The sequence below is a fragment of the Pantoea sp. EKM103V genome (assembly GCF_011800365.1).
GTDB lineage: Bacteria > Pseudomonadota > Gammaproteobacteria > Enterobacterales > Enterobacteriaceae > Pantoea > Pantoea anthophila.
Map to the genome: position 1 here is coordinate 227,601 of NZ_JAALFQ010000002.1, position 26,783 is coordinate 254,383.

Below are 26,783 nucleotides of genomic sequence, written 5' to 3' on the forward strand. Positions count from 1 at the left end.
AATGAATAATCACGACGGATTTTGTGAAATTGAACAGGCCTGGCTTTACTCGATTCAGCGTGTGACACGCACTGTTCGTATAAACGGCAGATAACAGTGGATTAAAAAAACGATAAAAAAATTTTCAGACGCCGCAACTTTTTCCGCTTTTAAACGAACCTGTTAACAGGGACGTCAGACAACCCCGTCTGATCGTCAATGGAGAGAGTAAAGCCAATGAAAATGACCCTGAAAACCCTGGCTGTCGTGACGCTGCTGGCCCTGAGTGTTCCGGCAACCTCCGCCTTTGCGGCATTACAGGCTGGAGAGAAAGCGCCAGATTTTAAACTGGATGCGGCCCTGGCGGGTAAATCCACCACCTTTTCACTGCAACAGGCCCTGAAAAAAGGCCCGGTTGTGCTCTACTTTTTCCCTGCGGCCTTCAGTGCGGGCTGTACGCTGGAAGCGCATGATTTTGCTGAAGCGACCGACGAGTTCAGTAAACTGGGTGCGACCGTCATTGGCGTGACCGCGGGTAACACCGATCAGATTGCGAAGTTCTCTCAGCTTGAGTGCCGTGACAAGTTTACCGTTGCCGCCGATCCGGGTGCGAAAGTGGCCGCAGAGTATAAGAGCACGATGGAGATGAAGGGGCAGAAGGTGTCAGACCGCACCTCTTACGTCATCGCGCCCGATGGAAAAATCCTGCTGAGCTACACCGATAAAAACCCTGACGCGCATATCCAGAAAGCCATGGATGCCGTTAAGAAATATCGTCAGGCCAACCCGGCATAACTTCATCATCTGAGCAGGTAAATCATGCTGACTGCGATTGCAGCCGCCTTTCTGGGCGGCATTATACTGAACCTCATGCCCTGCGTGTTTCCGGTGATTTCACTGAAAGCGCTGAGCCTGATCCGCCATCATGCCACCCCTTCGCACGCCAGAGCGGAGGGCGTGGCGTTTCTGCTGGGCGTCGTGGTGACCATGGTCGCCCTGACGGCGGTGCTGCTGCTGGCACGGGCAGGCGGTGCATCGGTGGGCTGGGGCTTTCAGCTGCAATCGCCACTGGTCATTGCTGCCCTGATTCTGGTGATGCTGGGTTCGGCGCTGAACCTGCTCGGACTGTTTGAAGTCGGGCTGTCGATACAGCGGGTTGGCGGCGTGGGAAGCGACCGCGGTGGTCTGGTGGGGTCGGCACTGACCGGCGCGCTGGCTATTATCGTCGCCACGCCCTGTAGCGCACCTTTTATGGCGAGCGCAGTAGGCTACGCGCTGACGCAGCCCCCGCTGGTCAGCCTGGTGATCTTTATCGCGCTGGCGCTGGGCTTCGCTGCCCCCTTCACCCTGATCTCCTTTTTCCCGGTACTGGCGCGGATTCTGCCAAAACCGGGCGCCTGGATGAACACGCTCAAACAGGGCCTGGCCTTCCCGATGCTCGGCGCGGTGGGCTGGTTGATCTGGGTGCTGGAACGTCAGGCAGGCTCAGCCGCTCTGGCCGCAATTCTGGCCTGCTGCCTGCTGCTGAGTTTTGCAGCGTGGCTGTATGGCATGGCGCAGAAACGCCGTATGATGGGTCAGCGTCACGGGCTGCTGCATGTTGCCACCGCGTTTTTTCTCGCGCTGGTCGTGGTGCCTTTGATGAACCTTAACAGTTTTGCCGCCGCGCCTGCCGACACAGATACCGCCTCACAGGCGGCCGCTGCCGTTGCCTGGTCACCGCAAAACGTTGACGCGATCAAAGGCCAGGGCAAGCCCATTTTAGTGAACTTCACGGCCTCCTGGTGTATCACCTGTCAGGTCAACGACCGCACCTCGCTGTCGACGCAGGCGGTAAAAGCCGCGATGGCGCGCACCAGTACGATCTACATGGTGGCGGACTCCACCCAGTACAATCCTGATGTGGAACAGGCACTCAGCGACTTCGGTCGTGGCGGACTCCCGCTCTACGTGGTCTACCCGGCTGACGGGGGGAAACCGGAAGTGCTGCCACAGGTGCTGACGCCGGGGATTGTCATATCAGCGCTGGATAAGGCGACGGAAAAAGGAAAGAAAACCTGAAACGACTGAACCAACATGCGCCTGGGGCGCTGACCGGCTGATGTCCGATGCCAGAAACTGATCGGCGCGCACAGCAGTGGCCAGCGCTGATGGCACGCGCACAGGCGGGCGACAGAGCGGCCTATAACCAGTTACTGAAAGCGATGGTTCCGGCCATCCGGGCACTGGTGTGCAAAAAAATCCGCGACGAGGCCCTGGCTGAGGATGTGATTCAGGAGACGCTGCTGGCGATCCACCGGGTGCGGCATACCTACGACCCGCAGCGGCCTATCCTCCCCTGGGTAGCGGCTATCACCGCTGCCCGGACCATTGATGCGCTGCGTCAGCATGGCCGACGTCAGGAAGTCCAGGATGAGGAGGTGCTGCAACGCCAGCCTGCTGCCGGGGCTGACACCGCCGCCGATGCCGATATCCTCTCGGGTTATCTGGACACCCTTCCGCTGCGTCAGCGGGAAATTGTTGAATCCGTACATCTGCGTGAGCAGAGCCTGGCGCAGGCGGCCGCTGAAACGCATCAGTCGCTCTCTGCGGTTAAATCCCTGTTGCATCGCGCAATGGTTAATCTTCGTAAATATGGACGGGGTCATCATGAAAAATCATGACCAGTTAATCAATCAGCTCAGCGCCTCTGCGCAGCCGGTACGACGGGTGTGGCCAATACCCTGGCGCGTGGCGGGCTGGATCGCGCTGGCCCTGCCGTGCGGTGCGCTGAGCAGCTGGGCATTTCACACCAGGCAGACAGACTGGTCACAGCCCGGCGCGTTACTGGCGCTTGCTGGCCTGGTGCTGTCACTTATCATCGCGGGCAACATGCTGGCGGCGGCCTTTACACTGAGCATTGCGGGCAGGAAACCCCTCAGCCTGCGCGGTTCGGCGGTGCTGACGGCGATCTGGCTGGCGCTGAATCTGATCAACATGTCATCGTCAGAACCGCCAGCGGCAGCAGGCCGGTTTGGTGAAGGGATACACTGCTATCTGTTTATGCTCTCTGCCAGTGTGCCGATGATGCTGATCTCCGTGGTTGCCCTGCAGCGCACCCGATCACTCCATCCGGCGCGCAGTCTGGCCCTGACCGGCTGCAGCAGCGCATTCACCTCATCTATGCTGCTGTCGCTATGCCATGAAACCCACCTGCATGCCATCGACTTCTCCATGCATCTGGCCGCAGGCCTGACCATAGTGGCTCTGACGGTGCTGGCGGGCCGCCGCTGGGTCAGGCTGGAGAGGTAACCGCGACGGCGTTCACTCTCAGCAGCCACTTTACCCCGCGCTGACCACCCCCGCTCTCCGTGTTAGCAACAAATCCGGCGCGGAGGCTGTCAAAACTCAGGCTTTGGCGTAGGCTGAAAGCTGGCTGGAATTACGACACGGGAGAAGGCAATGCACGAAGAACTAACGGCTCAATGCCACTGTGGCGCAGTGGCATTCAGGGTGACGCTGAAAGATGGGTTTAACACGGTGCGCCGCTGCAACTGCTCATTTTGCCGGATGCGCGGCGCAGTCGTGGTATTTGCCACCCACGTGGCGTTAACGCAGGGTGACGCACAGCTCACCGAATATCGCTTTAACAGCAAACAGGTGGGACACTACTTCTGTTCGGTCTGTGGCATCTACACCTTCCATCAGAGCCGGTCGCAACCCGATCAGTTCGGCGTGAACGTCGCCTGCCTGGACGGGGTTTCGCCCTTTGATTTCACCGACGTGCCGGTCTCCGATGGCATGAATCACCCCAAAGATGGCGGCGCCGGTGGGATCGCGGGGCATCTGGTTTACACCCCGACCCGCTGAGCCAGCCGGGAAGCACTATTCCCGGCTCGGTTTGCCGCTGAAACGGGTGATCGGCTTCTCCTCTTCCCTGTCGATCTGCTGAGAGAAGACATCCAGCGCCGTCAGGAGAGGTCGCAGGCCGCGCCACAGCTCCTCATCATTGAGCAGACGGATGATGCCGCGAATACCCGGCGCGGCTTTTTCCTGACGGGCCTCTTCCCGCGCCGGTTTGACGGCCATTGCCGCATCACGGATCGCCTGCAACAGATGATTGAACCGCTCGGGCGGCACACTGCCCAGCGTCATCATCAGCAGCGAAATGTTCTGAAGGGCATTCTGCGTGCCGGGCTGATTAAGGCCCGACACCAGAATCTTACCCACCTCGCTATTCGACTTCACCAGATCGTTCGCCAGGCGCAGAAAACCGTGCTGGTGGAGATTTTCAATCAGCTCATCCATCGCCTCTCTGGCGGTCGGTTCGGTTCGCGCAGGCGTAACCTGATATCTTATCCGTTCAGCCATTAAAATTTCTCCGGTTTTTCAACATGTTCAGGTGGCTCACGATAGCCGGCCTGCTGCCACTTTTGCTCAATGGGCAGATGATCGAGTGGGGTCCGGCTGCCGTGCCGGAAGTTGTGAAGCGGCATCGGATCGGGCTGCGGCCGGCGGTCAATGCGCTTCATATTGACGGCAATCTCTTTATAGGCGGGTGTGTTGACATCAGGATCGTGATGTTCCCCGGTCAGGGCATTAACGCCATCCTTTCCGTGGTGGATTGGCATAAAGAGAATATGACCGGCCACGCGTTCGGTAATGACAACCGGCACATCCACCGAACCGCGCCGCGAGGTGATACGCACCCACTCCCCTTCGGTCAGGCTGCGCGACGCCGCCAGCGCCGGTGAGATCTCCACAAAGGCGTTGGGCGAGAGTGAGAGCATGCGTCCGCCCTGCCCGGTCTGATTCATCGACTGAAAATGCTCCAGCATCCGGCCGTTATTCAGCAGCAGATTATATTCCGCATCCTCCTGCTCGGCGGGAGGCTGCCAGCTCAGCGGATAGAGCCGGGCTTTGCCATCCGGGAAGTTAAACCGCTCGGTATAGAGCCGCGGAGTGCTTTCGCCCGCCGCGCTCACCGGCCAGAGCTGCGACTGCCAGCCGACCAGCTGTTCATAGCTGACGCCCGCAAAGATTTCTGCAATCCCTGCTGCCTCCGCCATGATCGCACCGGGATTCGGATAGTGCCATGGGTGGCCCAGTCGGGCTGCGAGTTCGGTAAAGATCTGCCAGTCAGGTCGGCTGTCACCCAGGGGTTTCATCGCCGGAGAGAAGTGCTGGATACGCCGCTCGGTGTTGACATAGGTGCCCTCTTTTTCGACGCTCGGGCAGCCGGGTAAGACGACATCGGCAAATTCAGCTGTGCGCGACATAAAGATGTCCTGCACCACCATAAATTCCAGTTTACTGAAGGCAGCGTGCACCGACGCGGAATCGGCATCGGCAAACGCCGTATCCTCCCCGGTGATGTACATTGCGCGAATCGTGCCCTCACCGGCCTCTTTCACCATTTTAAAGTTATCGGCCCCCGCTTTGTCGGAGAGCGCTTCCGGTGCCACGCCCCAGGCACGCGCCCATTTTTCTCGCATTGCCGGATCGGTCACTTTCTCATAGCCAGGGTAGAGATTACTCAGACAGCCAAAGTCACTGGCGCCCTGTACGTTGTTATGGCCGCGCATCGGATAGCCACCGGTGCCGGGCCGGCCATAGTTGCCGGTAACCAGCAGCAAATTCGACAGTGCCGTGCTGGTGTCTGCGCCGTGGCTGTGCTGCGTGATGCCCATCGCCCATAAGATACAGGCACTGCCCGCCTGGCCGATCATCTCTGCGGCTTCGATCAGCGCCGGTTCGCTCAGGTCACAAATCTCGCTGGCAAAAGCCAGGGTAAAGGGAGCCAGTGAAGCCCGGTACGCCCCCACCTGATTAACCCGCTGCGCCAGAAATGATTCATCGGCATAACCGTGGTCAAACATATATTTCGCCATCGCTGAGGCCCACACCAGATCGGTGCCGGGACGGATGCGCAGATAGCAATCGGCACGCTCGGCCATTTCATGACGGCGCGGATCGACAACCAGCAGCTTCTGACCGCGATGTTTATGACTCTGTTTGATGTGGGAGGCGATAACCGGGTGGTTTTCAGAGAGGTTACTGCCCACCAGGACTATCAGTTCCGTCTGCTGCAGGTCTGCAATCGTTCCGGCGTCACCGCCATAGCCAACCGTGCGAAACAGTCCCTCTGTCGCCGGGTTCTGGCAGTATCGGGAGGAGTTGTCGACGTTGTTAGTGCCGAAGATCAGCCGGGCAATTTTCTGCGTCAGATAGGCTTCTTCGTTGCTGGCTTTACTGGAGCCGATAAAGCCAATCGCATCCCCGCCGTGTCGCCGCGCCACGGCCTGCAACCCCTCCGCTACCCGTTGCAGCGCCTCATCCCAGCTGGCGGGCCGGAAACGTCCGTTTTCACGGATCAGCGGGGTGGTCAGTCTTTCAGGACTGTTCACGAAGTCCCAGCCGAATTTGCCTTTCACGCAGGTCGAAATACCGTTGGCGGGGGCCTCTGCCACCGGCTGAATTTTCAGGATGTGGCGATCGCGGGTCCAGATTTCAAAACTGCATCCGACGCCGCAGTAAGTACAGACCGTTTTAGTCCGTTTGATTTCCGACTGCCGCAGTGCCACATCAATTTTTGAAACGCCGGTGATCGGCTCCATGCCGATGCTGTTCTCCAGCGCTTTTACGAAGTCGATAAGCGGGCGCTTCAGCCCTTCATCCATCGCCGTAAAAGGCCCCGCATCGGGCTGCATGGTTTTTTCCAGCAGCGCATTACAGGGGCAGACGGTGACGCAGTGACCACAGCTGACGCAGCTGGAGCCGGCGATTTCGGTTCCGCCATCCCACAGCACACGCGGGTGCGCCTGGGTGTAGTCAATGGAGAGCGTCTCGTTAACCTCGACATTCTGGCACGCTTCAACACAGCGGCCGCACAGGATGCACTGGTCAGGGTCGTAGGTGTAAAACGGATTAGAGTGATCTTTCGCGTAGGGCTTGGGCTGATGAGGATAGTACTGAATCGGAATGTGCATATCGGCCACGGCGTTATGCAGCGTGCAGTCCCCGGTATTGTGTTCGCAGACGGTGCAGTAGAGTTCATGACGGTTAAGCAGGCGATCCATCCCCTCCTGCTGCATCGCCTCCAGCACCTGGCCTTCACTCTGCACCGTTAAGCCCTCTTCGGTTCGAAGCGTACAGCCCCGCACCCGCTCACCGTTGGCTTCCACCCAGCAGACATCACAGCTCTGTAAGGGCGACAGCGCCGGATGGTAACAGACGTGAGGTAATTTTTTTCCCTGGGCATCCAGAAAATCGATCAGCGGCTGGTCGGCCAGGCCCTGCATCCGTTCACCATTGAAAACAATAGTGCAGTAATTTTCACTCATATAAGCCCCATGGCGACATTGCGAATAGCTTCCGGCTGGAAAAATACCCCTGAATTTATAGGGTTGCCTCACAAGCTTAGTGAGGATTAGCCACTACGCCATCTGTACGGCTACGCTTATTCGGGTTAATCGCTGACAGTTAAGGCTTTTTTTAAATGTAATGACTTTTTACTGCTTTCATTCAGGGGGGTTGATTACGCTGAACTTCCCCTTCGGGCTACCTGACCTTATCTGCACAATGTTTCAGTGGGCTGGTGAAAACTTTTAAAGTATGTTGTAACTAGAAACACGAAAAGCTCATATCTCCGCACTCGATGATGAATGAGAAAGGTCAACCGACTTTAGCCTGTAATAGATTGCTGCTTAATCTGCTCGTCTCTGGACCACTGAATTCAGGACAGACTCTGCAGGGGCGAAAGCCATACAGGTGCTACCCTCTCATGATGAATCCCGAATACCGGATTACTATTGATGATGCAGAGTCTTAACCGCCGGCATACAGACTGAGAGGCGTTTTCAGCAGTTGAGCATCACGTTAACGCTTTATTAATTGCGGGCGAAAGGCCGACCCGTCTCAGCGGGTGGTGGCCCCGGTTTAACGGGCGCATCACCGACATATCATCCATCACGTCAGACAGAGGGCAATATCATGAGCACCTTTAAAGCAACCGACGGCACGCAAATTTATTTTAAGGACTGGGGCACCGGCAAGCCTGTTTTATTCAGTCACGGCTGGCCGCTGGACGCGGATATGTGGGATAGCCAGATGAACTTCCTGGCCGGGCGCGGTTATCGCGTGATTGCCTTTGACCGCCGCGGTTTTGGTCGCTCCGATCAACCCTGGAACGGCAATAATTACGACACCTTTGCCTCAGATATCAACGATCTCATCACCCATCTGGATCTGCAGCAGGTGACGCTGGTCGGCTTCTCTATGGGTGGCGGCGACGTGACGCGCTACATCGGCCAGTATGGCAGCGATCGCGTGGCGGCGCTGGTGCTGCTGGGTGCCGTCACACCCATCTTTGGTAAAACAACAGACTATCCGCAGGGGGTGGATATGTCGGTCTTTGAAGGTATCCGCGACGGCCTGCTTAAGGATCGTGCCCAGTTTATCAAAGAGTTTGCCACCCCCTTCTATGGCACCAACGCCGGGCAGACCGTTTCCGAGGGCGTCCTGACGCAGACGCTGAACATTGCCCTGCTGGCCTCGCTGAAAAGCACCGTGGATTGCGTGACGGCCTTTGCCGAAACCGATTTCCGTGCAGACGTGGCGAAGGTGAAGGTACCAACGCTGGTGATTCATGGCAGCAACGATCAGGTCGTTCCGTTTGAGTCTACCGGCAAAGTGGCGGCGGAGATGATTGAGGGGGCGGAACTGAAGGTTTATGACAATGCGCCACACGGTTTTGCGGTGACGCATCAGGATCAGCTGAATCAGGATCTGCTGGCCTTCCTGAACGCACTCTGACCCATACAGGGCGCAGCCGCGACTGCGCCCTTTTCACCCGCCTGCGCGCCTTGCCAGCGGCAGCCGGTTCATGCCGGATTATCCCCCGCTGTCCCTTCACCTCCCGTCATTGTGCCGGAACCCGCATCTTTAACCACTGGCCCGCACCACCAGCTCAGCCGGCATCACCACCCGTTGCGGCGGCACATCGGGCTGGGCAATTTTTTGCAGCAGCAGCTCGCAGGCCCGACGACCCATCACGCCTGAAGGCTGTGCCAGGGTCGTTAAAGGAGGTGACACCATCTCCGCCAGGTCGCTGCCATCGAACCCCACCACGGCAATATCCTGCGGGATCTGCAGGCCTGCCTGCTGGATCGCCGCCATCGCCCCTGCTGCCAGCGTGTCAGACACGGCAAACACCGCATCGGGCCACGTCTCCCCGGCCAGTAGCGCAAGCATCGCCGCTTTACCGGCGCTGAAACTCAACGCGCTGGCGCAGATGATGCTCTGCCATTCCCGCTGCTCCTCTTCCAGTTGCCGGAGGTAGCCCTGCTGCCGCAGCCGGGCATATTTGTAGCTCAGATCATGATTGATCAGCGCAATACGCTGGCGTCCCCGGGCGGCCAGATGTCGCACAACAGCCTGCGCGGCACGCTGATCGTCAATGCCGACGCAGGAGACCCGCCCCTCATCATCGTGTTCGGCGCACTGCACCCAGGGCGCAGCGCCAATCAGCTGACTCAGCTCCGGCAGCTTACTGAAAGCATCCATGGTGATGATGCCATCCACCATCTTGCCGGAAAGCAGTTGCAGACTGGATCGCGACCGGGCGATATCGGCCCCCGAATTACAGAGCAGAATGCGATACCCCTGTTGCTCCGCCTGCGTCTCAATGCCTTTAACCACTTCAGCGCAGAAGGGGTTAGAGATATCGGAGACCAGCACCAGAATCATCGAGCTGCGGGCGGTGCGCAGCTGTCGCGCCAGCAGATTGGGCTGATAGCGGCTCTCTTCTATCGCCGCCAGCACTTTCTCCCGGTTGGCCGGTTTAACCCGGTCGCTGTTATTCAGCACTCTGGAAACCGTGGCGACGGACACCCCGGCCATCCGGGCGATTTTCTGAACAGACATAGCGCTCCCTGTTTTAATCCTGTGCGGTTCCGGTTATCCGCGCACTTCACGCGTCGCGATCCAGCCCCAGCTGCTGACGCACTGACGGGCGGTTTTCACCGGACGCGGCAAAATCATCAAAGGCGCGATCGGCCACCGGAATAATATGACGCTGGATAAACGCCGCACCTTCCCGCGCGCCCGTCTCACCCGCCTTCAGGCAACACTCCCACTCCAGTACCGCCCAGCCGTCATAGTCATACTGCGCCAGCTTACTGAAGATGCCGCCGAAGTCTATCTGGCCGTCGCCCGGCGAGCGAAAACGCCCGGCGCGCGTCAGCCAGGGCTGATAGCCGCCATAGACCCCGCTACGCCCGTTAATCTGATACTCCGCATCCTTGACGTGAAAGGCTTTGATGCGTGAATGGTAGTGGTCGATGAACTGCAGATAATCGATGTGTTGCAGGTGAAGATGGCTGGGATCGAACAGGATATTGCAGCGGGGATGATGATTGACCTCAGCCAGAAAACGTTCAAACGTGACACCGTCATGCAGATCTTCGCCGGGATGGATCTCATAACAGAGATCAATACCGTGCTGGTCAAAAACGTCCAGCAGCGGCAACCAGCGGCGCGCCAGTTCGGCAAAGGCTTCTGCAAACAGCGCGGCATTGTGGGGCGGCCAGGGATAGAACCAGGGCCAGGCAAGCGAGCCGGAGAAGGTGGCGTGAGCGCGCAGGCCGAGCCTTTCCGACGCGGCTGCGGCACGTCTGAGGGTGGTCATCGCCCACTCCGTGCGCCTGGCAGGATCGCCACGCAGCGTTGCCGGTGCAAAATTATCGAAAGCGCTATCGAAGACGGGATTGACGGCAATCAGCTGCCCTTCGAGATGCGTCGACAGTTCGCTGATTTCGAGGCCAGAATCGGCCAGCACCCCCCGCACGTCATCACAGTAAGTCTGGCTCACCGCCGCCTGTTCAAGGTCAAAAATGGCGGGCTGATGGCAGGGGATCTGCAGCGCCCGGTATCCCAGTCCCGCCGCCCATTCCGCCAGCCCGGCCAGCGAGTTGAACGGAGGCTGAGAGGTAATGAACTGTGACAGGAAGAGTCCCGGCCCTTTAACTGTTTTCATCTGTCGCTCCTGCGCGCCGCCAGCGCTTATTCACGGTAACGGAAAGAGAAGAAGAAGATAATCGCGATCAGCGCGGCGGCGCCCGCCGGGATCCACCAGAACAGCGCCCAGTTCTGCGCACTCACCTGACCCGCAACCAGATGGTTGTAGAGCGCGCCGGAGATTTGCGAACCCAGCAGCATGCCGATGCCATAGGTGAACATCACCACCATGCTCTGCGCCTGTCCCTTGACCTTTTCACCGGCGATGCGATCGGTGTAGATAAAACCCACCACAAAAAAGAAGTCGTAGCAGACGCCATGCAGCAGAATGCCGAGGTAGATCAGGGTGCGCGTCTCATCACTCATGCCCAGTGCAAACAGGGCATAACGCACAAACCACGCTGACATGCCAATCAGCAGCATCGCCTTCACGCCGAGGCGGCGAAACAGCAGCGGGATGATCAGCATGAAGAGAATTTCAGACATTTGACCCAGTGACATCAGTGTGCTGACGTTGCGGACACCGGCATCCGCCAGCCAGGAGGCGGTGAAGGCGTAGTAGGTGCCCAGCGGAATCGAGATCAGGGTGGCGCACAGCGCGAAGACAAAGAAATGACGCTGTTTAAGCAGGGCAAAGGCATCCGCGCAGAAGAGATCGCGGACTTTCAACGGCAGACCTTTAGCCGGCGCTGGCGTGTGCGGCAGCGTCAGGCTGTAAAGAGCGAGCAGCACGGAACAGAGTGCGGCCAGCTGGAACACGGCCACACTGTCGGCAATGGCGGCGACACCAATAAAGATCCCCGCCACAATCCAGCCGATAGTGCCGAAAACCCTGACGATAGGAAAACTCTTCTCACTGCTGGCGAGGCTGTGAAAAGCGATATTGTTTGCGAGCGCCAGCGTCGGCATAAAGCAGAGCGTGTAGCCAAATAAGAGCGCGATCAGCAGCGCCCCGTTCTCTGCCATAAGCGCCTGTGGCACAAACCAGAGAATCATCGCACCGGCCAGATTCATCACCGCCATCACCTTCTGGGAAGGGAAAAAGCGATCCACCAGCATGCCGAGCACAAACGGCGACAGAATCGAGGCGATAGGCCCGGCAGAGAAGGCATCCCCGATCAGCAACGGCATGTTGTGGCGGGTCATGACCAGGCCCAGCGTCACCGACCAGCTGCCCCAGATAAAGAACTGCATAAACATCATCAGAGAGAGGCGCGGAACCAGCAGCTTATGCTGCACCCGCTGGCCTGCACTCTCCTGCACCGTTGCAATCATAGGAACCTCACCCGTGAGTCATCGATTACCTTGTCAGAGTGTAAAAGTAATCGATTACAAAATGAGCTTCTCTCGCCGGGATCACAAATTATTAACGCTGCGTTATCATTGCGCACTTTACACACGCGCGCGGGATGCAGCAGATCACGAGCTGACATTCGCCATCTGCGTTTTGCGGAAACGGTAACGCTCATAGAGCACGGCGTAGAGACCGCCTGTTACCACCAGGATCGCACCGACCACGGTGGCAGAGTCCGGCAGGTTGCCCAGCAGCAGATAGCCCACCGCCACCGACCAGATCAGGGTGGTGTAGTCAAACGGGGCCAGTAGTGAGGCCTCGGCGTAGCGCAGACTCAGCGTCATCAGGATCTGGGTGATGCCGCCCAGCAACCCGCAGCCCACCAGCAACGCCAGTTGATTGCCCTGCGGCACCTTCCATCCGGCAGGCAGCGTAACCAGCGACGTTAAGGCAGTGGTAATGGCGAACCAGAAAGCAATAGCGCCCGGTTTCTCTTTGCCGTTAAGAAAGCGGATCTGAACCAGCGCACAGGCGGTGCAGAATGCGGCCATTAACGCCAGCAGGATCCCGGCCGACGCTGAGAGCGAGAAGCTGCCCTGCTGCGTCAGCGAGAGATGCCCGGAGAACATGACCAGAATGCCGGTGAATCCCATAAAGACGGCAACCCAGCGGTGATGACGGACTTTTTCACGCAGCAGCAGTGCCGCCAGCAGCACGGTAAACAGCGGCGCGGCATAGTTGATCGCGGTGGCATCCGTCAGTGAGATATAAAGCAGCGAAAGATAGCTGAAATAGAGCCCACCGGTCCCCGCCAGCCCGCGCACAACGTGGCCGCGAATGTTACGGGTGCGGATGCCGTCCAGTACGCTGCCCTGGATACGCAGCCAGATGAGCAGCGGCACCAGCGCCAGCAGCGAGCGAAAAAAGATCACTTCGCCAACCGGTATCGCCCCATCCAGTTGTTTTACACAGGCCAGCATCAGCGTGGAGCTTAGCGCAGCCATGACCTTCATTGCGATGCCAGCAGAGGCGTTCATAGAGCAGATAACCTTCCGGGTGGTAAACGTCAGCAGGAGAAGTTCTTTGCCTCTATAGTCGCACAGCGATAAACGGCTATCTGCCGCGATGAGCCGGCTGACGGCATTTTATCTTTTTTTCTCACCGTTTTACGGCATGAAGAGGTCAGCGGCTCATCCCCTGTCAGGAGGGAATGGCTTAGTGGCAGGCTTCAGAACGCAAAAAACCCGCACAAGGCGGGTTTTTTCAATCATCAATGCTCGCTTAACTGCTCAGGCTGTTGCCGTCATCGCTATCGTAAGCCGCATTGATCATCAGATATTACATCGGGACAACGTTTGCCGCTGATGGGCCTTTAGCGCCGTTTTCAATGGTGAATTCGACCTGCTGACCTTCATCGAGGGTTTTATAATCGTTGCTCTGAATGGCAGAGAAATGAACGAATACATCTTTGCTGCCATCCTGCGGGGAGATAAAACCAAAACCTTTGCCCGCATCAAACCATTTTACTAAACCAGTCATTTTATTCGACATCGATACTTCCTTAATAATGAGCCACAAGGTGGCAGAGATGGCCTGTCTTCCAGAAATAAACTTACCAGGATTTTAGGAGGAGACTCACGAAGAAGGGGTATCTTGAGATATCGCTTGCACTGAGGACTGCTTGACTAAAACTGCTTTGATAAGGTCTGTGTTCCAAACCGATGACGCTATTAAGTCATGCCTGCCCGACATTAGCAAACATTATTTTAATTTAATTTTAACATCCAGACGGCCAGGCATCTTTACTGATTTATCTGGCCTTTTTTATTTCCTGAACGGCGGAAAAGATAACGAACGCTGAATCTTCATAGCCGCAACCCGGTTCTGAGGCTGGCTGCACCCCGTTTCCCACGGGTCTCAGCCAGCCCCGCGCAGCGACAACCCCGGCTGCCGCTGCGCCCTGCCCGGCGGCTATCAGGCCAGTTCAGCCTGCTGGCGGGCGGCATGCCGCGCCGTCATTACAAAGACCATCAGGCCACCGACCCCCAGCGCCACGCCAACCCACGCCGTTGACAGCCAGCCATAACCCAGCGACACCGTCAGGCCACCGAGATAGGCGCCCATCGCATTGGCGATATTCAGCGCCGAATGGTTCATCGCGGCTGCCAGGGTCTGTGACTCATTGGCAACATCCATCAGGCGGATCTGCAGTGATGGCAGCAGCACTGAACAGGTGCCGATCAGGAAGGTCGCCAGCAGGCCGGTTGCCACATGCTGGACCAGCACCGGGAAGGCCAGCATCACCAGCACGTTCCAGAGCAGTGTCCAGCCGATAATGTTCAGCACCGGCCCGTCCGCCAGACGGCCACCGACCAGATTACCGATGATCATCCCCAGCCCGAACGCCACCATCGCCCACGGGATCAGCGAGGGAGAGATACCCGCGATGTTAATCAGCGTCGGCGCGATATAGCTGAAGATCGCAAACATGCCGCCAAAACCGACGGCGCCCACCAGCAGAGTCAGCAGCACCTGCGCGTTTTTCAGCGCACCCAGTTCACGCAGCGGATGAGCCTCTGTATCGCCGGGTGTATAAGGCACATAGCGACCAATCAGCAGACAGGTCAGCAGACCAATCGCGCCGACAAAGGTGAAGACCACGTGCCAGCTGAACAGCTGACCTATCCAGGAGCCGAGCGGCACCCCAATCAGGGTGGCCACCGTCAGTCCCAGCATCAGCGAGGCCAGCGCACGCCCCCGCCGCGCCGGCGACACCAGTGACGCCGCGACCAGTGAGGCCACGCCAAAGTAAGCGCCGTGCGGCAGGCCGGTCAGAAAACGCGCCACGATCAGGCCGTGATAATTGTCGGCCATCGCGCTGGCGACGTTGCCGATGCTGAACAGTGCCATCAGGATGAGCAGCAGCGATTTACGCGCCATCCGCGCCGCCAGCACCGCAATAAATGGCGCGCCAACCACCACCCCCAGCGCATAACTGGCGATGGCGTTGCCCGCCTGCGGTTCGGTGATGGCGAGCGAGCGCGACACGTCCGGCAGCAGGCCCATCATGATGAATTCGCCGGTTCCGATGCCGAAGCCGCCCAGTGCAAGGGCCAGCAATGCCCAGCGGACAAAACCGGCATCGTCGGTTTTATGATCTTTTCTTAACAAAATGGATTCCCAATGGCCTGATCTGAAAAACTGAAGTGAGCCGGAGGAAGGAAGCAGAGCGTGTTCCGTCCGGATGAAGCGGCCAGACTATAAAAAGTCAGACCGCGCATGGCAACCCATTTTGTGATCTGGCGCACGTTCCATCCGCACAGGCGACTACGGCATGCCGGTATTTACCCGACGGCCGATGTCTTTCAGCTGGGAATACTTCTCCAGCAGCTGAGGGCCATCATCGAGGCTCATGGCAAACATCCACATATAGGTCATCACCGAATAGATGTGACCCGCGCTGGTGCCACCCCGGCCCGCCATTAACGCGATGGTGCCAGCAAACAGCAGCGCGGCCATGCTGCCGATGGCCAGATAACCGCAGGCTTCCCGATTAGAGAGACGGATACGCAGGCTGGCTAAAACCCCATAATGACGGCCGAGTGAAGCGGCGTTCGCATGGGTAACGAAATTCACCTCTTTCTCCAGCCGGTTGTTGAGTCGATTAAACAACGCATCATTTTTGCGGGTAAAGCCTGGCAGAAAACAGGCGAAAAACAGCAGGATCGCCAGACACCCTGCGCCAGTCCAGAACTCAATGGCCAGCAGCATCACCGCCGCCCCGGTCATCGACGCCAGCGAGGTAATCAGCACCGGCAGATGCTTCTCAAAGAAATCGACAAACTCGCGTGATAACGCCACCCTTGCCGCAATCGTCGACGCGCTCTGATTTTCGCTGCGCTGCGCCACAATCACTGGCACCGCCAGCTCCGCATAAATGCGGGCAAAGGTGTGGGTGTCGACGCTGCGCCGGGCTGCGCCAATCGCCCACATAGTAAACACCATCGCCGCATAGAGTAACGCCTGCCAGGTTCTGCCGGAGAGGATGGCATTGATAGCAAAGCCCGCCAGCAGCGGATAAAGCAGATACATGACATTTTCCGCGACCACCAGCAGCAGCGTGAAGAAGAGCTTGCGGCGATGGCGACGGCCAAGCGCTTTCAGTGTCAGAATAGCGCTGCGGGGAGCCGCAACGGGAAGGATAAGTTTAGAGGAAGACATCGTTTCTGTTTCTGATAGTGTTATCCTTGAGCGGTTGCTCAAGTATGAAAAAGAGTCTATTTGAGCATTTGCTCAAAGTCAATGTGAGAGTCATGATGAAAGCGTCAGCAGAAGCACTGAAGACAAAAATCCTGGATGCCGCGATAGCATTATTTATTGAGAAAGGGATAGAAAAAGTCACCACCCGCGAGCTCACCGAGTCGGTGGGCATTTCACGCAGCCACATTTATCACTACTTCAGTAACTGGCAGAGCCTCTGTCTGGCCGCACTGGAGCGCTTCATGCGGCGGGATTATGAAGCCTTCGCAGATTCCCTGTCCGGCCTCATGCCGCGTCAGAAACTGCTGCGCCTCTTTGAAAGCCATCTGCCCGCCGCACCGGATGCCACCTGGCAGCTTTATGCCTCCTTCTGGCAGAGTGCGGCACACTATCAGCCCTATGCCGGGCTGGCAGAGACGATGACGGCAGAGTGGCAGGAACTGATGGAAACCATTATCCGTGACGGCGTCACTGACGGGACACTGCGCTGCGCCGATATCGCCCGCACCGCCAGACAGATCAGCGCCATGCTTAACGGTTATGCCGACTTACTGACGGTTAATCCCTCAGAAGCGAAGGCGCGTGAAGCGCTGGCGGATTTAAACCACTTTATAGATTGTGTGCTGGGATAAAGGGATTAAACCGCGCACTGACCCAACTGCAACGGGACGTTTTTAATTAAATGTTAAAAAAAGGTTTATTATTTTAATTGGTCATTACATCTATGGCGGTATATATGCAGCTTCGCTAATTAAACTGACTTATGCTTTTTCTGTCTGAAAAGTGCCCTTTTTGATAGCGTTTCGCCTCCGAAACAGCTGTTTACACAGATTATTATCATTGACTTAGCACAGGCTGTGAGCTGTAAGCCGGTGTTTTTTCGCCATTTATTATTTAACCATTAGCGAAACGGCAGTAAAGCATGCGGTCACAATCTCAACAACTGGTTGATAACTATAGTAAAGAAGTACTTTTTTTCTGATCAAATTAATCATTGAGTCGGACCTTAAAAACCCCTATATTGGCCGCGCTTTAAACATACCCATGACTTTTTTAATTCATTTATTCAACTGAGACGTTACTCCCGTCGCGGTTGTAGGAGAGATATGATGACGGATAAAGTCCGTATTGACAGTTCGAATGCACAGACATTAAACGCAACCAATGAAACCTATTTAGCCCGTCAGGCCGAATTTGAATCTAACGTTCGAAGTTATCCGCGCAAATTGCCGTTCGCTATTGCGAAAGCACAGGGTGTCTGGATCACCGACGTCGAGAACAATCAGTATCTTGATTGTCTTGCGGGTGCCGGAACGCTGGCATTGGGCCATAACCACCCAGACGTTCTGCAGAGCATTCAAAATGTCATTACCAGCGGCTTGCCGTTACATACTCTGGATTTAACCACGCCGTTAAAAGACGCGTTTTCTGAGTATCTGCTCTCCCTGTTACCAGGCCAGGGCAAAGATTACTGCCTGCAGTTTACCGGCCCGTCCGGCGCCGATGCCGTGGAAGCAGCGCTGAAGCTGGCGAAAAAGCACACCGGCCGTTCCGGTGTTATCAGCTTCTCCGGTGCCTACCACGGTATGACCCATGGCGCGCTGTCAGTGACCGGTAACCTGTCACCGAAAGAAGCCGTTGACGGCATGATGCCGGAAGTGCAGTTCATGCCTTATCCGCACCTCTACCGCTGCCCGCTGGGCATTGGCGGCGAAGCGGGCGTGAAAGCGCTGACTTACTATTTCGAAAACCTGATCAACGACGTTGAGAGCGGTGTGCGTAAACCTGCGGCGGTCATTCTGGAAGCCGTTCAGGGTGAAGGCGGCGTGAACCCGGCTCCGGCGGAATGGCTGCAGCGCATCCGTAAAGTCACCCAGGAGCACGGCATCCTGCTGATCCTCGACGAAGTTCAGGCAGGCTTTGCCCGTACCGGCAAATTCTTCGCCTTCGAGCACGCGGGTATTGAGCCAGACATCATCGTGATGTCCAAAGCTGTGGGTGGCGGTCTGCCACTGGCCGTGCTGGGCATTAAGAAAGAGTTCGATGCCTGGTCACCGGGTCACCACACCGGCACCTTCCGCGGAAACCAGCTGGCGATGGCAACCGGCCTGACCACGCTGAAACTGCTGAAAGAGAACAACATCGCAGATAAAGTCGCGGCACAGGGCGAACTGCTGAAAGGTAAACTGAACGAACTGCAGCAGCGCTACCCGGTGATTGGCAACGTCCGTGGCCTGGGTCTGATGATCGGTATCGAGCTGGTGAAACCTGACGAAGCCGCTGATCACATGGGCAGCTTCCCGGCTGACGGCGAGCTCTCTGCGCTGGTACAGAAGAAATGTTTCGAGAACGGCCTGATCCTGGAGCGCGGCGGACGTCACGGTAGCGTATTGCGCCTGCTGCCTTCCCTGCTGATCACCGATGCTGAACTTGACGTGTTTATGGATAAATTTGAAAACGCCCTGCTGTCAGCTGGCGTGAAACCAGTATAAGTGGAGTGAATGCAATGTCCCGGTTAAACCCAATCCTGGCGGCCTCATCTCAGAGTACCGAGGCCTACCAGCAGGCGATCGCCCAGAGTAGCGCGGCGGTCGTTAAGTGGCTGGAACAACCTGAGATGTATCAGGGAAAAACCGTCGCAGAGCTGCGCGAGCGTATTACGCTGGACTTCAATCCTGACGGCCTGGGCAACCAGGCTGCGATTGAACGTGCCATTGAGTACTTCCTGAAAGACAGCCTGTCGGTGCATCACCCACAGTGTGTGGCGCACCTGCACTGCCCTAGCCTGGTGATCAGCCAGGCGGCGGAAGTGCTGATCAACGCCACTAACCAGAGTATGGACTCCTGGGATCAGGCTCCCTCTGCAACCCTGATTGAGATGAAGCTGATCGAATGGCTGCGTACCCAGGTGGGTTATCAGCCGGGCGATGCCGGTGTCTTCACCAGCGGCGGCACTCAGAGCAACCTAATGGGCCTGATGCTGGCGCGCGACGCGTGGTATGCCCGTCAGGGTCATTCTGTTCAGCAGGATGGCTTAACCGGTGACCTGAAAAAGATGAAAGTCTTCTGTTCAGAAAATGCGCACTTCTCCGTTCAGAAGAACATGGCGCTGCTGGGTCTGGGTTATCAGTCCGTCACGCAGGTGAAAACCGATAGCTTTGCCCGCATGGATATGGATGACCTGCGTCACAAGCTGGCCGCAGCCAAAGCCAACGGCGAGCATATTCTGGCGATTGTTGCCACCGCAGGCACCACCGATGCCGGTGCGATCGATCCGCTGCGTGAAATTGCCACGCTGGCGGCTGAAGAGAACATCTGGGTTCACGTGGATGCGGCGTGGGGCGGCGCACTGCTGCTCTCCGAGCTGTATCGCGACTATCTGGACGGCATTGAGCTGGTGGACTCCATTACGCTGGACTTCCACAAGCAGTTCTTCCAGACCATCAGCTGTGGCGCTTTCCTGCTGAAGGAAGCACGTCACTACGAGCTGATGCGTTATCAGGCTGCGTATCTGAACTCTGAGTTTGACGAAGCGCAGGGCGTACCGAATCTGGTGTCGAAATCCCTGCAGACCACTCGCCGTTTTGATGCACTGAAACTGTGGATGGGTCTGGAAGCCCTGGGTCAGAAACAGTATGCCGCCATCATCGACCACGGTGTGACGCTGGCACAGCACGTGGCAGCATATGTGGATGCGCAGCCGGCGCTGGAGCTGGTAATGAAGCCGCAGCTGGCAAGCGTGCTGTTCCGCTACCGTCCGGCGCATCTGGCGCACCTCAGCGACGCGGATATCGCGCTGCTGAACCAGCGTATCGGGGATGCCCTGCTGGAGTCGGGCCGTGCTAACGTCGGCGTGACCGAGCACGATGGCGTGACCTGTCTGAAGATGACGCTGCTCAACCCGACCGTGACGCTGGAAGACATTAAAATCCTGCTGACGCTGGTAGAAACCACGGCTCAGCAGCTGGTTTAACAGTTCTGCTAAAACTCTGAAGGGCGCCTGAAGGCGCCCTTTTTTTATGCCGCTGTTTCCCTCTTTTCCTGCTTTCCGGTCAATTCAGTATCAGGATCAAAGAATGCGATCCCGCCATCAGGCACTCTCTATGGGTGTTGTAATTAAAGCCGAGCTGGCCAGCCGTTACGGCCCCGGTATCAGACCTCACTGAACTGTCAGGAATACACATTTACTATCATGCGTAAAATTTTCATCCTCCTTCTGGCGTTAGCGATGGCCGCCATCATCCTGATCGCCGATAGTCACGGGACCAAGGTTCACAACCGCGATCAGATTTTCAGCCTGAATGCCCCCTCCGGGCGCTGAGCCTGCGGTCACCCCTCATCCAGCGCTCGCTTATGATCGTCTTTGTTCAGCGTCATCAGCGCCACAATACTGACCAGTGCGGTCGCCATGACATACCAGGCGGGAATATCGGGATTGCCCGTCTCTTTAATCAGCCCGGTGATGATCAGACCGGCACAGCCGGAGAAGAGCGCGTTAGAGAGTGAATAGGCAAGGCCCAGACCGGTATAACGCACCCGCGTCGGAAACATCTCTGACAGCATCGCCGGTCCCGGCCCGGCCAGCAGGCCCACCACACCCCCTGCGATAAAGACCACCAGCCCTTTCAGCCCGGTTGCGGTGTTCTCAGCCTGCAACAGGTTGAGCAGCGGCAGAGAGAGCACCAGCAGCAGGATCGCCGCCGAGACCATCACCGTCCGGCGGCCTATCCTGTCGCTCAGCATTCCCGCCGGAATAATCGTGACAGCAAACCCGAGGTTCGAAATCACCGCAATCAGCAGCGCCTCATTAAAGCCGGTGTGCAGTGAGGCCTGCAGGTAGGTCGGCATAATCACCAGCCAGGTGTACCCGGCCGCCGACCACACCATCAGCCGGCAGATACCGAGCAGAATCGTTTTCAGGGTGTCACTCAGGCTGGCGGTCACTTTTTCGCGGGGCTGCGTCTGCTGCCGGATAAACGCCGGGGTCTCCTCCATGCCAGCCCGCAGCCAGAGCGCGATACCCCCCAGCGGCAGGGCAACAAAGAACGGGATGCGCCAGCCCCAGCTCAGCATCTCTTCCGGCGTCAGCAGCCGCGAAAGCAGCGCAACAATCGCTGCACCCGCCAGCAATCCCAGCGCAACGGTAAAGGATTGCCAGGCACCATACAGGCCACGCCTGCCGGGCGGAGCAAATTCGGTCATCAGCGACACCGCCCCGCCATACTCGCCTCCGGCAAACAGCCCCTGCAGAATACGCAGCCCGGTAACGATCAGGGGAGCCAGCACGCCCAGCTGGGCATAGGTCGGCACCAGGCCGATAGCCGCGGTGGCCAGCGTCATCATGATCAGCACAAAAATCAGGGTGGGCTTGCGCCCAATCCTGTCGCCCATCCGGCCAAACAGCACGGCGCCAAGCGGACGGAAGAAAAAGGCGATGGCAAAAGAGGCGTAGGTCAGCAGGATACCGGTCAGCGCGGATTCGCCCTGAAGCCGGAAGAAGTTCTCCGCAATCAGAGTAGCCAGGAAGCCATAAACGGCAAACTCATACCATTCAATGAAATTTCCGACCGACCCGGCAATCAGGGCACGTTTGCGGCGGGGGGAGCTGAGCAGATCAGTATCGGAAGCGGACATGGCAGGCGATCCTCAGTCAATCATGGGTCGCTTATGATTAGCACAATCGCTGCCCGGCTGCGCACGCTTCTGCCCGTCACGTTAGCGCGGACACAGAAAAAGGGCGATAGCACGGTGTGGCAGACCTTTTTCATCCTCAGCCCTTGCACATCCGCTTTACCGTTGTCAGGATGTGCGCCATTGACTAAATCAGGCGAAAAGATAATGAACGCGCACACCTCAAAAGATCCTCTGCACGGCGTCACTCTGGAGATGCAGATCAACCATTTAGTCGCGCAGTATGGCTGGGCGGAGCTGGGAAATCGGGTCAACATCAACTGCTTTAAAAACGATCCCAGCGTGAAATCGAGCCTGAAGTTTCTGCGACGCACCCCCTGGGCGCGGGCGGAAGTGGAAGCGCTCTATCTCGCCTCGCTAAAAGCGTAACGCGGCACACTTGTTTCTCTGAAGCAGAACCGGGGTGAGTCTGAGCTTATCCTCTGTTGTTACTGATGCTGCACATCCCGGCATGAACAAGCCCGCGGGTGAACATTATGCGCAGCATCACTTTCAGCGATAGCCCGGACAAGGGCAATCCTTCGCCCTGACAATCTTAATCCTGACGATGAGCAGTCTCTCTGGCTTTCCACAACGCGAATAGCGTAATCGCCAATGCCAGACTGACGTACAAAGAGACCCACAGCGTGCTGCCCATTTCTTTAAATAATGTGGTGATGATCAGGGGCGCAAAGCCCCCGCCGACAATGCCCGCCAGGGTATAGGCCAGGGATGAACCCGCGTAACGCACATGTCCCGGAAACTGCTCAGTGACAAACGCGGCCTGCGGCCCGTACATCATCGCATGGATCAGCAAACCGCCAATCACCGCCAGCACGATCAACACCGGATGCGCGCTATCAAGCAGCACAAAGAACAGAAATGACCATACAATCGCCAGCAGCGCGCCGGTAATGTAAACCGGGCGTCGTCCCCACCTGTCTGAAAGCGCGCCAAACATCGGCACCGTAATCGCGTTAACTATTGCGCCCAGCATTGTAGCCATTAACGCCAGGGGACGCGGTAATTGCAGCACGGTGGTGACGTAGGTCAGCGTAAAAACGACTACCAGCGCGTAAAGGACATCAGAGCCGATACGCGATCCTCCGGCAATAAATAGCTGTTTCGGATAGTTTACGAAAACCTCTTTTAACGGGGTGTGCGTGGTTTTCTCCTGTTCCTGCATTGCGACAAAGGTGGGTGTCTCTTCCACACCGCGACGCAGCCACAGGCCAAATATCACCAGTACCAGGCTTAGCAGGAACGGAATGCGCCAGCCCCACGCCTGAAACTGATCGGCGCTCATCATCACCGTGACCAGCGTAATAAAGCCCGTGCCGATCAGCGTGCCGCAGGATGGACCAACCTGCGCAAAGGAGGCGTTACGCCCGCGTTTATTCGCGTCGCCATGCTCCATCGATAACAACACGGCCCCTGCCCATTCGCCGCCCAGCGCGATGCCCTGCACAAACCGCAGTGCGACTAACAGAACCGGGCTCCAGATGCCCCAGACCGCATAGCCCGGCAGCAGGCCCATTGCGCCGTGGTTACGCCCATAATCACCAGCGTGATGATCAACACCGCTTTACGCCCCGCGACATCGCCAAGGTGACCGAACACGAAGCCCCCCAGCGGACGTGAAATGTAGCCTACCGCATAGGTTGAAAACGCCAGAATGGTGCCGACCAGCGGATCGAAGCTGGGGAAAAAGATATGGTTAAACACCAGCGCGGCCATGATGTTGTAAACGGTAAAGTCGTACCACTCAAGCGCGGTGCCAATCGAACTGGCAGCAGCCAGACGCCCGGTCTTCGATTTGGTGCGCACGGCGCCTGCTGCATGTTGCAGAGAATCGGTATCAGCCATGGGTCAGCTCCTGTTTTGTTAACTGCCAGTTGAGGGCATAACGCTGTATCTCTCCCGCAAACAGCTGTGCCGCGGCCGCAGCGAGGCGATCGCAGCTCCGTGCATCGCTGCAATGAATCAGCAGCATCGGCTGCATTTTCCGCTGATCCTGGTTTTCCTTCGGTAACGGCGAACTCAGGACGCTGTCTGGCATCAGCACGCAGGAGGAGATGTAGCCCGGCGTCTGGCTTATTTGCTGCTGCCAGGCGCTTAGCGCACTGCCATCGATCGCCTGCAGCGTCAACACCGCTAACTGATTGCCCGTGCCTTTGCCATGCTTGTGCACGACCGTGCTCACCCGGCGCATGGGGTTAACCATTTTTTGCAGATTCTGCACCGACCATGCCGTCTGGTGCGTGAATGCGGCGTGATAATCGGCGCTGGTAAAGGCGTCCAGCGAGTCGGTTTCATATAAACCGAGATATCGATACTCAGCGTTAACTGCCTGATAGCGAGTACCGCTCAGGAATCCCGTAATGGCTACACGCTCCTCTACGTGTTCATGGTCATACCACTGGTTAAAGTCAGCCTCATCTTCAGCGCCAATGTTGGTGGCGACATACAGCATGCCGTGGGGTTGAGTCATCATCAGGATCTCCGGTTAAGGGCAGTTTCCACGGCAAGCGACCAGCTGATTAAGCGGGCGTCATCACCATGAATCGAAGCAAGGCTCAGGCCAACCGGAGCAGAGCCCGGTTGATGGCAGGGTAAAGAGAGCGCACAGCCGTCCAGCATGTTGATAATGCTGGGGTTGCGCAGCATCAGCGCGTTAATCTCCATATAGCGCTGCGCATCACTGAGCGACGCGATAGTGGGCGCGACAAGCGGAACGGTTGGCATGAGTAACGCATCAAAATCCCCTAGCGCTGCGTTGATGCGCTGTTGCCATGCAGCACGCTGCTGGTAAAGCTCAGTGGCATCCTGCACGGTGAGATGGCTGCCGCGCTGGATGCGGACCAGCACCTGGGGATCGTAAGCTTCAGGGTGTGCCTGCGCGCTTTTTTTATGCCATTGCCAGGCTTCATAAGCCGTAATGCCGCCACGCGCATTCATAGCATTCAGCTCATCCAGCTCAGGCAACGTGATGTCGGTAACTGTCGCACCCGCCTGCTTCAGAAGCGTGATGGCTCGCTGCCAGGCCTGCGCCACATGCTGATCCAGACCATCCAGTACGCGCGTTTGTGGCACAGCAAAGCGCGCGTTTCGCAGATCCAGCGACTGTAACGCCAGCGGCCGATCGGCAATGACGCTATCCAGCAGCCAGCAGCTGCGTACGTCGTCCGCGATCACCCCGATGCTGTCGAGTGAGGTCGAAAGCGGTAACGTTCCCCGCTGGTTGATGCGCTTTGCCGTGGGTTTGAAGCCGGTCAGGCCACAGAGTGCAGCAGGGATACGCACCGAACCGCCGGTATCGGTGCCAACGGCAGCCAGACACATGCCCTCAGCAACCGCCACGGCCGCGCCAGAGGACGATCCGCCGGGGATACGCTGCTGCTCGCGCTGCCACGGATTGACTGGCGTGCCGTAATGGGGATTGATGCCTAAGCCGGAAAAAGCGAACTCCGTCATCGTGGTTTTACCGACGATGGCGGCGCCCGCCAGCAGCAGCTTATCGACGGCGCTGGCATTGGCAGCCGCCACGGGCGCATCGGCCAGTAAGCGTGAACCGGCCGTGGTCACCTCTCCCTCGACATCGAACAGATCTTTAATGCTGACTGGCAGTCCATCGATAGGACTTAGCGCCTGCTGTGCCTGCCAGCGGGCGTTTGCTGCGCTACAAGACGCGGCGTAGCGTTGCGTGAACACCAGTGCCCCCTGTTGTTCAGGATCCTGCGCGGCCTGCAACGCGGATTCAGTAAAGGCTTCGGGCGTAGCATCGCCGCTCTGCAACTGCTGACTGGCTTGCCAGAGTGTGGTCATCGGCGCTCTCCTCATGCCACCACCGGCAGCGCGCCGGTGGTGTAAGTGTGTTCCAGCGTGCGATTAAGCACCGGGTCATGCAGCGCCATGCGGAACTGGCTGGATGGCCGGATGCCGCCAATGGCGCCCAGCGTGCCGCAGGACATAGCAACGCCCTCTTCCACGACACCGCCAGCAAAATAGCGCGTAAGCAAATCCTGTGGTGTCAGCAGAGAGGCCAGCGTGCCCTGCTGATAGATGACCCATTTACCCTGCTCCTTAATCCATGAGCTGAGTTCAAGCACATCCCAGTGTTCGGTAACGTCGCTCATGCGCCACGCCGCGCTGGCAACCGGCTTGATACACGCCTGCTTAGAGAGCGCGACGCTAAAAGTTTCCAGATGGCGGTCGGTATGATCAGACGTGAGGGACACCCACAATTCGCCGCGATGCGAGAAAACGAAGGGTTCGGCTTCGCCGGAGGTCTGCTCGCCTACCACTTCAAGCTCTGATTGCTGGCTGAGCTGATTAACCGCAACCCGGTAAAAAAGCGGAACTGCACCGGGTGCGGGCACGCCGAGGGCTTCTAATTCACGAATATGGTGCAACACGGCTTCCTTATCGCGGCCGGCCCAGCCAGCAATAATGAAATGCGTAATGTCCACGTTCAGTGTGGTCGCGGCTTTGTCGCCCGTAGAGAATCGCAACTGCATGAGAAAACCTCCGGTTGAAAAATCACAGTGAAATTTCACAGTAATTTTAAACTAGCGATTTTCATGCC

22 protein-coding genes and 2 pseudogenes are annotated in these 26,783 nt (G+C 57.5%); 10 read left to right on the forward strand and 14 right to left on the reverse strand.

Going from position 1 to position 26,783, the window contains the following annotated elements; all coding sequences use genetic code 11:
- Positions 1-216: 216 nt before the first annotated feature.
- The 5 genes from HFD97_RS07445 to HFD97_RS07465 all read left to right on the forward strand — a co-directional run bounded on the left by HFD97_RS07445 (position 217) and on the right by HFD97_RS07465 (position 3,828).
- A complete protein-coding gene (locus HFD97_RS07445) occupies positions 217-774 on the forward strand; it encodes a peroxiredoxin (RefSeq protein WP_150029045.1) in 558 nt (185 codons plus the stop codon).
- Positions 775-798: 24 nt separating this feature from the next.
- The gene (locus tag HFD97_RS07450) at positions 799-2,040 is read left to right on the forward strand and encodes a protein-disulfide reductase DsbD (protein WP_150043585.1); all 1,242 of its coding nucleotides are present in this window, start codon (positions 799-801) and stop codon (positions 2,038-2,040) included.
- 47 nt (positions 2,041-2,087) lie between these two features.
- Positions 2,088-2,642 carry a sigma-70 family RNA polymerase sigma factor gene (locus HFD97_RS07455; protein ID WP_140923443.1) on the forward strand — a complete coding sequence of 185 codons (555 nt, stop codon included), beginning with the start codon at positions 2,088-2,090 and terminating at the stop codon, positions 2,640-2,642.
- Positions 2,629-3,270, forward strand: a complete 642-nt coding sequence (locus HFD97_RS07460; RefSeq protein WP_167431679.1) for an NrsF family protein — start codon at positions 2,629-2,631, stop codon at positions 3,268-3,270. The genes HFD97_RS07455 and HFD97_RS07460 overlap by 14 nt, the downstream gene beginning before the upstream one ends.
- Positions 3,271-3,420: 150 nt before the next feature.
- A complete protein-coding gene (locus HFD97_RS07465; RefSeq protein WP_111207122.1) occupies positions 3,421-3,828 on the forward strand; it encodes a GFA family protein in 408 nt (135 codons plus the stop codon).
- A 15-nt stretch (positions 3,829-3,843) separates the two neighbouring features.
- Here the strand turns inward: HFD97_RS07465 and HFD97_RS07470 are convergent, their stop codons facing one another.
- The gene (locus HFD97_RS07470) at positions 3,844-4,329 is read right to left on the reverse strand and encodes a DUF1641 domain-containing protein (protein ID WP_167431680.1); all 486 of its coding nucleotides are present in this window, start codon (positions 4,327-4,329) and stop codon (positions 3,844-3,846) included.
- Positions 4,329-7,301 (reverse strand): formate dehydrogenase subunit alpha, encoded by a 2,973-nt coding sequence (gene fdhF, locus HFD97_RS07475; protein ID WP_167431681.1) that lies wholly within the window; start codon positions 7,299-7,301, stop codon positions 4,329-4,331. The genes HFD97_RS07470 and fdhF overlap by 1 nt, the downstream gene beginning before the upstream one ends.
- A gap of 649 nt (positions 7,302-7,950) precedes the next feature.
- Here fdhF and HFD97_RS07480 point away from each other — a divergent pair.
- Positions 7,951-8,772 carry an alpha/beta fold hydrolase gene (locus HFD97_RS07480; protein ID WP_167431682.1) on the forward strand — a complete coding sequence of 274 codons (822 nt, stop codon included), beginning with the start codon at positions 7,951-7,953 and terminating at the stop codon, positions 8,770-8,772.
- A gap of 129 nt (positions 8,773-8,901) precedes the next feature.
- Here HFD97_RS07480 and HFD97_RS07485 read toward each other — a convergent pair whose 3' ends face one another.
- The 7 genes from HFD97_RS07485 to HFD97_RS07515 all read right to left on the reverse strand — a co-directional run bounded on the left by HFD97_RS07485 (position 8,902) and on the right by HFD97_RS07515 (position 16,489).
- Complete coding sequence (locus HFD97_RS07485) at positions 8,902-9,882, reverse strand: LacI family DNA-binding transcriptional regulator (protein ID WP_150029033.1); 981 nt, start codon at positions 9,880-9,882, stop codon at positions 8,902-8,904.
- Positions 9,883-9,928: 46 nt separating this feature from the next.
- Positions 9,929-10,993, reverse strand: coding sequence for a sugar phosphate isomerase/epimerase (locus HFD97_RS07490; RefSeq protein WP_167431683.1), 1,065 nt, complete (start codon positions 10,991-10,993; stop codon positions 9,929-9,931).
- A 26-nt stretch (positions 10,994-11,019) separates the two neighbouring features.
- Entirely contained in the window at positions 11,020-12,249 is a 1,230-nt protein-coding gene (locus HFD97_RS07495) for an MFS transporter (protein WP_058957827.1), read from the reverse strand.
- Between the two features lie 144 nt (positions 12,250-12,393).
- Positions 12,394-13,305, reverse strand: a complete 912-nt coding sequence (locus HFD97_RS07500; protein WP_154928713.1) for a DMT family transporter — start codon at positions 13,303-13,305, stop codon at positions 12,394-12,396.
- 301 nt (positions 13,306-13,606) lie between these two features.
- Entirely contained in the window at positions 13,607-13,819 is a 213-nt protein-coding gene (cspA, locus tag HFD97_RS07505) for an RNA chaperone/antiterminator CspA (protein ID WP_003855207.1), read from the reverse strand.
- A 423-nt stretch (positions 13,820-14,242) separates the two neighbouring features.
- Complete coding sequence (locus HFD97_RS07510; protein WP_150029029.1) at positions 14,243-15,439, reverse strand: MFS transporter; 1,197 nt, start codon at positions 15,437-15,439, stop codon at positions 14,243-14,245.
- 156 nt (positions 15,440-15,595) lie between these two features.
- A complete protein-coding gene (locus HFD97_RS07515) occupies positions 15,596-16,489 on the reverse strand; it encodes an ABC transporter six-transmembrane domain-containing protein (RefSeq protein WP_167431684.1) in 894 nt (297 codons plus the stop codon).
- Between the two features lie 95 nt (positions 16,490-16,584).
- Between HFD97_RS07515 and HFD97_RS07520 the strand changes: the two genes are divergently transcribed.
- The 3 genes from HFD97_RS07520 to HFD97_RS07530 all read left to right on the forward strand — a co-directional run bounded on the left by HFD97_RS07520 (position 16,585) and on the right by HFD97_RS07530 (position 20,501).
- Entirely contained in the window at positions 16,585-17,160 is a 576-nt protein-coding gene (locus HFD97_RS07520) for a TetR/AcrR family transcriptional regulator (protein WP_167431867.1), read from the forward strand.
- 474 nt (positions 17,161-17,634) lie between these two features.
- Positions 17,635-19,020 carry a diaminobutyrate--2-oxoglutarate transaminase gene (locus HFD97_RS07525; RefSeq protein WP_009093017.1) on the forward strand — a complete coding sequence of 462 codons (1,386 nt, stop codon included), beginning with the start codon at positions 17,635-17,637 and terminating at the stop codon, positions 19,018-19,020.
- Positions 19,021-19,034: 14 nt separating this feature from the next.
- A complete protein-coding gene (locus HFD97_RS07530; RefSeq protein ID WP_058957822.1) occupies positions 19,035-20,501 on the forward strand; it encodes an aspartate aminotransferase family protein in 1,467 nt (488 codons plus the stop codon).
- Positions 20,502-20,857: 356 nt separating this feature from the next.
- Here HFD97_RS07530 and HFD97_RS07535 read toward each other — a convergent pair whose 3' ends face one another.
- Entirely contained in the window at positions 20,858-22,162 is a 1,305-nt protein-coding gene (locus HFD97_RS07535) for an MFS transporter (RefSeq protein WP_167431685.1), read from the reverse strand.
- Positions 22,163-22,366: 204 nt separating this feature from the next.
- On the opposite strand from HFD97_RS07535, the pseudogene HFD97_RS07540 reads away from it, so the two are divergent.
- Positions 22,367-22,579: pseudogene (locus HFD97_RS07540) on the forward strand (VF530 family DNA-binding protein); the annotation flags it as partial.
- 175 nt (positions 22,580-22,754) lie between these two features.
- On the opposite strand, the pseudogene HFD97_RS07545 reads toward HFD97_RS07540, so the two are convergent.
- From HFD97_RS07545 to HFD97_RS07560, 4 genes and pseudogenes are all read right to left on the reverse strand, one after another.
- Positions 22,755-24,064 (reverse strand): annotated as a pseudogene (locus HFD97_RS07545) (MFS transporter).
- Positions 24,057-24,692 carry a DUF4286 family protein gene (locus tag HFD97_RS07550; RefSeq protein WP_185155342.1) on the reverse strand — a complete coding sequence of 212 codons (636 nt, stop codon included), beginning with the start codon at positions 24,690-24,692 and terminating at the stop codon, positions 24,057-24,059. Before HFD97_RS07550 ends, HFD97_RS07545 begins: the two are co-directional and overlap by 8 nt.
- Positions 24,692-26,023: an amidase gene (locus HFD97_RS07555; protein ID WP_167431686.1), complete on the reverse strand. Its 1,332-nt coding sequence runs from the start codon at positions 26,021-26,023 to the stop codon at positions 24,692-24,694. The genes HFD97_RS07550 and HFD97_RS07555 overlap by 1 nt, the downstream gene beginning before the upstream one ends.
- 11 nt (positions 26,024-26,034) lie before the next feature.
- Positions 26,035-26,715, reverse strand: a complete 681-nt coding sequence (locus tag HFD97_RS07560; protein WP_167431687.1) for a DUF2848 domain-containing protein — start codon at positions 26,713-26,715, stop codon at positions 26,035-26,037.
- Between the last annotated feature and the right edge of the window lie 68 nt (positions 26,716-26,783).

Coding starts and splice junctions, on each gene's coding strand:
- HFD97_RS07445 (WP_150029045.1), top strand. CDS start 217: ATGAAAATGACCCTGAAAACCCTGGCTGTCGTGACGCTGCTGGCCCTG.
- HFD97_RS07450 (WP_150043585.1), top strand. CDS start 799: ATGCTGACTGCGATTGCAGCCGCCTTTCTGGGCGGCATTATACTGAAC.
- HFD97_RS07455 (WP_140923443.1), top strand. CDS start 2,088: ATGCCAGAAACTGATCGGCGCGCACAGCAGTGGCCAGCGCTGATGGCA.
- HFD97_RS07460 (WP_167431679.1), top strand. CDS start 2,629: ATGAAAAATCATGACCAGTTAATCAATCAGCTCAGCGCCTCTGCGCAG.
- HFD97_RS07465 (WP_111207122.1), top strand. CDS start 3,421: ATGCACGAAGAACTAACGGCTCAATGCCACTGTGGCGCAGTGGCATTC.
- HFD97_RS07470 (WP_167431680.1), bottom strand. CDS start 4,329: ATGGCTGAACGGATAAGATATCAGGTTACGCCTGCGCGAACCGAACCG.
- fdhF (WP_167431681.1), bottom strand. CDS start 7,301: ATGAGTGAAAATTACTGCACTATTGTTTTCAATGGTGAACGGATGCAG.
- HFD97_RS07480 (WP_167431682.1), top strand. CDS start 7,951: ATGAGCACCTTTAAAGCAACCGACGGCACGCAAATTTATTTTAAGGAC.
- HFD97_RS07485 (WP_150029033.1), bottom strand. CDS start 9,882: ATGTCTGTTCAGAAAATCGCCCGGATGGCCGGGGTGTCCGTCGCCACG.
- HFD97_RS07490 (WP_167431683.1), bottom strand. CDS start 10,993: ATGAAAACAGTTAAAGGGCCGGGACTCTTCCTGTCACAGTTCATTACC.
- HFD97_RS07495 (WP_058957827.1), bottom strand. CDS start 12,249: ATGATTGCAACGGTGCAGGAGAGTGCAGGCCAGCGGGTGCAGCATAAG.
- HFD97_RS07500 (WP_154928713.1), bottom strand. CDS start 13,305: ATGAACGCCTCTGCTGGCATCGCAATGAAGGTCATGGCTGCGCTAAGC.
- cspA (WP_003855207.1), bottom strand. CDS start 13,819: ATGTCGAATAAAATGACTGGTTTAGTAAAATGGTTTGATGCGGGCAAA.
- HFD97_RS07515 (WP_167431684.1), bottom strand. CDS start 16,489: ATGTCTTCCTCTAAACTTATCCTTCCCGTTGCGGCTCCCCGCAGCGCT.
- HFD97_RS07520 (WP_167431867.1), top strand. CDS start 16,585: ATGAAAGCGTCAGCAGAAGCACTGAAGACAAAAATCCTGGATGCCGCG.
- HFD97_RS07525 (WP_009093017.1), top strand. CDS start 17,635: ATGATGACGGATAAAGTCCGTATTGACAGTTCGAATGCACAGACATTA.
- HFD97_RS07530 (WP_058957822.1), top strand. CDS start 19,035: ATGTCCCGGTTAAACCCAATCCTGGCGGCCTCATCTCAGAGTACCGAG.
- HFD97_RS07535 (WP_167431685.1), bottom strand. CDS start 22,162: ATGTCCGCTTCCGATACTGATCTGCTCAGCTCCCCCCGCCGCAAACGT.
- HFD97_RS07550 (WP_185155342.1), bottom strand. CDS start 24,692: ATGATGACTCAACCCCACGGCATGCTGTATGTCGCCACCAACATTGGC.
- HFD97_RS07555 (WP_167431686.1), bottom strand. CDS start 26,023: ATGACCACACTCTGGCAAGCCAGTCAGCAGTTGCAGAGCGGCGATGCT.
- HFD97_RS07560 (WP_167431687.1), bottom strand. CDS start 26,715: ATGCAGTTGCGATTCTCTACGGGCGACAAAGCCGCGACCACACTGAAC.